Below are 5,365 nucleotides of genomic sequence, written 5' to 3'. Positions count from 1 at the left end.
CAATAGAATGGCCCGCGCGAAAGCTGTCGACATGGGGCAACATCGCGCGGATCCCTGCGGCCTTGGGCGCAAACCCGTCCCAGCGCAATAGCGGGTTCAACCAAATCACACGCCGCGCCGACAGGTGCAGGCGCTGCATCTGATGCGCAAGCCTGTCAGGGTCATCGCGGTCCAGCCCATCGGTGATCAGCAACACAACCGCCCCCTGCCCCAAAACCCGCCGCGACCAGTCGCGGTTGAACGCTTCCAGCGACTTGCCGATGCGCGTGCCGCCTTCCCAATCCTGCGCCTGAGCGCCGGCGGCCTTCAGCGCCGCATCCACATCACGGGTGCGCAAATGGCGGGTGACATTGGTCAATTGCGTGCCAAAGGTGAACGCATGCACCTGCGCCCATCCAGCCCCGCGCTCGTTTGCAACGGCATGCAGGAAATGCAGGATCAGGCGGGAATATTGGCTCATGGAGCCGGAAATATCGCAGAGCACAACCAGATTGGGCCAACGCGGTTTGGGCTGTTTCAGCGACAGTGCCGTCATCTCGCCGCCCTGCCGCAGGGCCGCGCGCAACGAGCGCGCGGCATCCACGCGCCCCTGCCCGAAACTGGCAGACGTCCGGCGCGATGGCAGCGGTTTGATCGGCAGTCTCAAACGCGCCAGCATCCGCTTCGCTTCCGCAACCTCGGCCAGACTCATCAACTCGAAATCCAGCGTCTTGAGGCGTTCGGTTGAGGACATCGTCAGCGAAGCATCGACCTCGATCAAGGTCTCTTCCTCTTTGTTCTCTTCGGCCTCGTCCCGGGGCGGCGCCTGTGCACCGTCCAGCAGAGCTTCCGCAGCCCGTTTCTCCGCCGCTTGCGCTGGACGCTCTTCCTGCACGCCACGGATGGCGGGCAGCATTGCTGCCATCATATGTTCCAGATACCGCGGGTCGCGCCAATAGAGGCGAAACAACTGCGCAAAGATGCGCGCATGCTCGGGCCGGTTCACAAAACAGGCGTGTAGTGTCCAGAAGAAATCCCGCTTCTCGGTGAAGCCCGCTGCCTCCACCGCACGGATCGCATCGATCACCCGTCCCGGCCCGATAGGCAGGCCTGCACGGCGCAGGGCGCGGGCAAAATGGGTGATGTTCCCCGCCAGACGCGGGTTGTCGGGGAGTGCGAGGGGGGCGTATTCAACCATTCAAGCCCCCTGCGCGGGGTGTAAGGACGGGATTGAGCATATAAGGCCAAATGAGAAAGGCATTATGCGTCCAGACTGGCCCGTGCTTCGTCCAGCAGGCGTTTGGCCTCGGACCCTTGTAGCTTGGCGATGTCATCTTGGTATTTCAGCACAGCACCCAGAGTATCCGCGATGACTTCGGGGCTGAGTGTAAGGACATCAAGCGCCAGCAGACATTTTGCCCAGTCAATAGTCTCGGCCACGCCCGGTTTTTTGAACAGATCTTCGGTGCGCAGGCGCTGCACAAAAGCAACCACTTCGCGGCTGAGGGCCTCGGCAGCTTCGGGCGCGCGGGCGTGCAGGATCTCCATCTCGCGTTCAAAATCGGGGTAGTCGACCCAATGATAAAGGCAGCGGCGTTTCAACGCGTCATTCACTTCGCGTGTGCGGTTGGACGTAAGGATGACGATGGGCGGCTCGGGCGCTTTGATTGTGCCAAGTTCCGGAATGGTGACCTGAAAGTCGGAGAGCGCCTCGAGCAAGAACGCCTCGAAAGGCTCATCGGTGCGGTCCAGTTCATCAATCAATAGCACAGGCGCACCGCCCTCTTGCGGGCGCATGGCATCCAGAAGCGGGCGCTCGATCAGGAATTCCTCTGAGAAAAGTTCTGTTGTAAGCGATTTGCGATCCGCGCCGCCCGTTGCCTCGGCGCTCCGGATGGCGATCATTTGCGCAGGGAAGTTCCATTCATAGACCGCGCTGGACGCATCCAGACCCTCATAACACTGCAGGCGGATCAATTTGCGGCCCAGCGCCGTGCTGAGCGCTTTGGCGATTTCGGTTTTGCCGACCCCTGCTTCGCCCTCAAGAAACAAGGGGCGTCCAAGTTTCAGCGACAGGAAAACCACCGTCGCAAGGTCACGCCCGCAGACATATCCTGTCTCGCCCAGCGCCTTTTGAACCGCGTCAATACTCTCCATTTCGTCCCCTTCCGTGCCACTGTTGCGGCTCAATGTGCCAAGACATGGGCGCAGCATTTTCCCAATCCTGCCCCAATTTGCAGGCAGTTTGCCAGCAAGTGTCCCGCATCAGACGGGCCATATAGAGACGTGCAGGAGCGAGTTCGATGCAAGAGACCCTTCATTTGCTGGACCAATCATTGGCCGGTCAGACCGGTCAGGCGTGGTTATCCGCCATAGAAGATATTGCAGAAGAAGCAGGGTATTTCCAGCCTTTGAGCGCCAAGCATAACGTCGCGTTTATTGATTCGGGTAAAACACTGCTTGTCACGTTTGAAACCCTGCAATCGGTTCAATCCATAAATGGCGAAGCCCATCCCGTCGGTTTTGAAATGGTGCGCGAAGAAGGCTGGTCCCTTCTCAGCTTTTTCTGCGAGGGTCAGACATGGTTCCGCGACCAAGCGGTCTATCGCTATTTTGACAGGCTGATCGATGACGGGTTCTTTGAAGACTTCGATCAGGTGATTTTTTATGGCGCTGGTTCGTGTGGCTATGCCGCCTGTGCCTTTTCCGTGGCGTCCCCGGGTGCGCAAGTTCTGGCCCTAAGCCCGCAAGCCACGCTTGATCCGCGGGTTAGCGAATGGGACGACCGTTTCCGCCGGATGCGTCGCCTGAGCTTTACCGACCGCTACGGGTATGCGCCCGACATGCTGGACGCCGCCGAACGTGCCACGATCATTTATGACCCACGCGTTGAAATGGATTCCATGCATGCTGCGCTCTTTACCCGCTCTAACGTAGACAAGCTGCGCATGCCCTACTTTGGCGCGTCTCTAGATATCCAGATGATGCGGCTTGATGTGCTCTACACCCTGCTTGGTGCGATCGGGACCGGCGCGGATGTCTCCGCCGAGTTCCACAATCTGCATCGCCAGCGCAGAAATGATCGCAATTATTTGCGGGCGGTTCTGGGTGAATTAGAGGATGCCAAGCGCTGGACCCTGGCCAAGGCGATCTGCGATCATGCGGCCCGTGCATTGAACGCCCCCCGCTTCAAGAAGCGGAGCGAGCAGATTGCAGCCTTGCTGGCAGATGAAGCCGCGAAAGCCGCTCAGGACGATTGACGCGCCAGCATTGCAAGGCGTGGTTTGTGACGACGCTTGTACATGTACCGCGCCCAAGCGGCGATCATTGGCGTGCGCCAGCCCGCTTCGATTTCGATCTCGTCAATCAGTTCTGCGCCTTGCGCATGTGGCACGACGCTTAGGCGATGATGCCAGTGCTCGACGCCCATGCCCCGCTCTTTTGACACAAACCGCATTTCGGCAGCATCAAACTCGGCCAGTTCCATGTGATAGGGCTGCGCAGGTAACACGCCGAACATAGATACGTTTACGTCGATGACCTGCCCTTGATGCAAGGACCCTTTGGGCATGCCCTCGAAGACCAGCAAACCGCGCACCGCTTCTTGCAGGCAATCAAAGTCTGTCGCTACAGACCAAACCGCCTGCGGTGAATGTTCATAAACATGGCTCAGGCGGACGGTTTTCATCCGCTTTTGTTACCGGTGATCCGCGCAAGAACAGGCTTGCGCGCCACGCCAAGTGCCCCGCCAAGGCACAGCAACACCGGATAGCTGTTTACACCGATCAGCATCAACAAGATCGCAGCCAATGCCAGACAAAGCGCGAAACTGAACAATCGCAATTCTTCGGCGCCAAGCGAGAGGCCCGCTTTGTCCAGACCACTGCTGACATACTCGCTTGCGATGTCGAAATAGGCCCCGACGACGACGCCCGAAATAAGTGTAAATAGCATTTCAACGCTCCTTGGTTGACATCCCCTTACGCGCGAAACCTGCGGCGCGCAAACCCCTAGCCCTTTTGTGCGCTGCGGTGTATGCGCATGGGCATGACACATAGCCTGACACTCCGCCGCCCCGACGATTGGCACCTTCACTTGCGCGATGGCGATATGCTGCGCGCTGTGCTGCCCGAAACCGCACGCCATTTTGCACGCGCAATCATCATGCCCAACCTTGTACCCCCGGTGGTAACAGGAGCAGATGCACTCGCCTACCAAAGCCGTATCAACGATGCACTGCCAGCCGGCATGACGTTTGAGCCTTTGATGACGCTCTACCTGACGGAGGATACAGATCCCGAAGATATGCGCGCGGCTTTTGCGAGTGGCTTGATAAAGGCGGTCAAACTCTATCCTGCAGGTGCGACCACGAATTCCGCAAGCGGTGTGCGCGATTTTGCACGCGTGCAACCTGTCCTTGATGTCATGGCCGAAATCGGACTGCCACTGTGCCTGCACGGTGAAGTCACCGATCCTAGCGTGGATATCTTTGATCGCGAGGCCGTGTTCATCGACACTGTTCTTGATCCGTTGCGCCGTGCAACTCCGGGCCTCAAGGTCACGATGGAACACATCACAACCAAAGACGCGGTCGATTACGCGCGCGATCAAGGCGATAGCCTCGGGGCAACGATCACAACCCATCACCTGGTCATCAATCGCAACCACATTCTTGTGGGCGGGATCAAGCCGCATTATTACTGCCTGCCTGTGGCCAAACGCGAAGTGCATCGCCAAGCGCTGGTTGAGGCCGCAACCTCTGGCGAGGCGCGCTTCTTCCTCGGGACAGACTCCGCGCCCCACACAGATGTTCTCAAAGAAAACGCTTGCGGCTGCGCCGGGTGCTTTACCGCCACCAACACCATGTCGATCCTCGCGCATGTCTTTGAAGAGGCGGGCGCGCTGGACAAGCTGGAAGCCTTCACCTCGCTTAATGGTCCGGCCCACTACGGCCTGCCGGTGAACGAGGCACGCATGACCCTGAGCAAGACCCCCCCGACTTACCCCGGGAAGATCATCACGGGTGTCGGCGAGGTCACTGTCTTTGACCCCGGCTTCGATCTCACCTGGTCTGTGACCTCCTAGTTTCCTCTCTCCATAAATATCCCGGGGAGAGCGAGGGGCTGGCCCCTCGCCCCCTCCCCCTAAAATACAGAGCTGCAAATGATCCCATCTAGTTACCCAAGCCCCGAAGAAATCGCCCGTCTTACGGCGCGCATGCTGCTTGAAATCAAAGCCGTGCACTTCAATGCCGCCGAGCCGTTTATTCTGGCCTCCGGCTTGCCAAGCCCGACCTATATTGATTGCCGCAAACCCAACTCCTATCCGCGCATCCGCTCGACCCTGATGGATTTCATGACTGTCACAGTTATGCGAAACGCAGGGT

6 protein-coding genes and 1 pseudogene are annotated in these 5,365 nt (G+C 58.8%); 3 read left to right on the top strand and 4 right to left on the bottom strand.

Annotation, left to right across the window (positions count from 1 at the left end):
* Positions 1-1,177: vWA domain-containing protein (locus WBC85_RS02585; RefSeq protein WP_424433116.1), on the bottom strand; the 1,177-nt coding region annotated here is incomplete at its 3' end.
* A 62-nt stretch (positions 1,178-1,239) separates the two neighbouring features.
* Positions 1,240-2,136: an AAA family ATPase gene (locus WBC85_RS02580; protein ID WP_424433117.1), complete on the bottom strand. Its 897-nt coding sequence runs from the start codon at positions 2,134-2,136 to the stop codon at positions 1,240-1,242.
* A gap of 146 nt (positions 2,137-2,282) precedes the next feature.
* On the opposite strand from WBC85_RS02580, the gene WBC85_RS02575 reads away from it, so the two are divergent.
* Positions 2,283-3,239, top strand: a complete 957-nt coding sequence (locus WBC85_RS02575) for a phosphoadenosine phosphosulfate reductase (RefSeq protein ID WP_424433115.1) — start codon at positions 2,283-2,285, stop codon at positions 3,237-3,239.
* Here WBC85_RS02575 and WBC85_RS02570 read toward each other — a convergent pair.
* Complete coding sequence (locus tag WBC85_RS02570; protein ID WP_424433114.1) at positions 3,227-3,667, bottom strand: SRPBCC family protein; 441 nt, start codon at positions 3,665-3,667, stop codon at positions 3,227-3,229. The two genes, WBC85_RS02575 and WBC85_RS02570, sit on opposite strands and share 13 nt — an antisense overlap.
* Positions 3,664-3,933: a hypothetical protein gene (locus WBC85_RS02565; protein ID WP_424433113.1), complete on the bottom strand. Its 270-nt coding sequence runs from the start codon at positions 3,931-3,933 to the stop codon at positions 3,664-3,666. The genes WBC85_RS02570 and WBC85_RS02565 overlap by 4 nt, the downstream gene beginning before the upstream one ends.
* 93 nt (positions 3,934-4,026) lie before the next feature.
* On the opposite strand from WBC85_RS02565, the gene pyrC reads away from it, so the two are divergent.
* Positions 4,027-5,064 (top strand): dihydroorotase, encoded by a 1,038-nt coding sequence (pyrC, locus tag WBC85_RS02560; protein WP_424433112.1) that lies wholly within the window; start codon positions 4,027-4,029, stop codon positions 5,062-5,064.
* Between the two features lie 78 nt (positions 5,065-5,142).
* Positions 5,143-5,365: pseudogene (locus tag WBC85_RS02555) on the top strand (orotate phosphoribosyltransferase); the annotation flags it as partial.

Origin of the sequence: Planktotalea sp. (assembly GCF_049680325.1) — a bacterium.
Lineage (GTDB): Bacteria > Pseudomonadota > Alphaproteobacteria > Rhodobacterales > Rhodobacteraceae > Planktotalea.
Note: the sequence above shows the minus strand (reverse complement) of the source record. Positions and strands in the feature narration are given on the sequence as shown.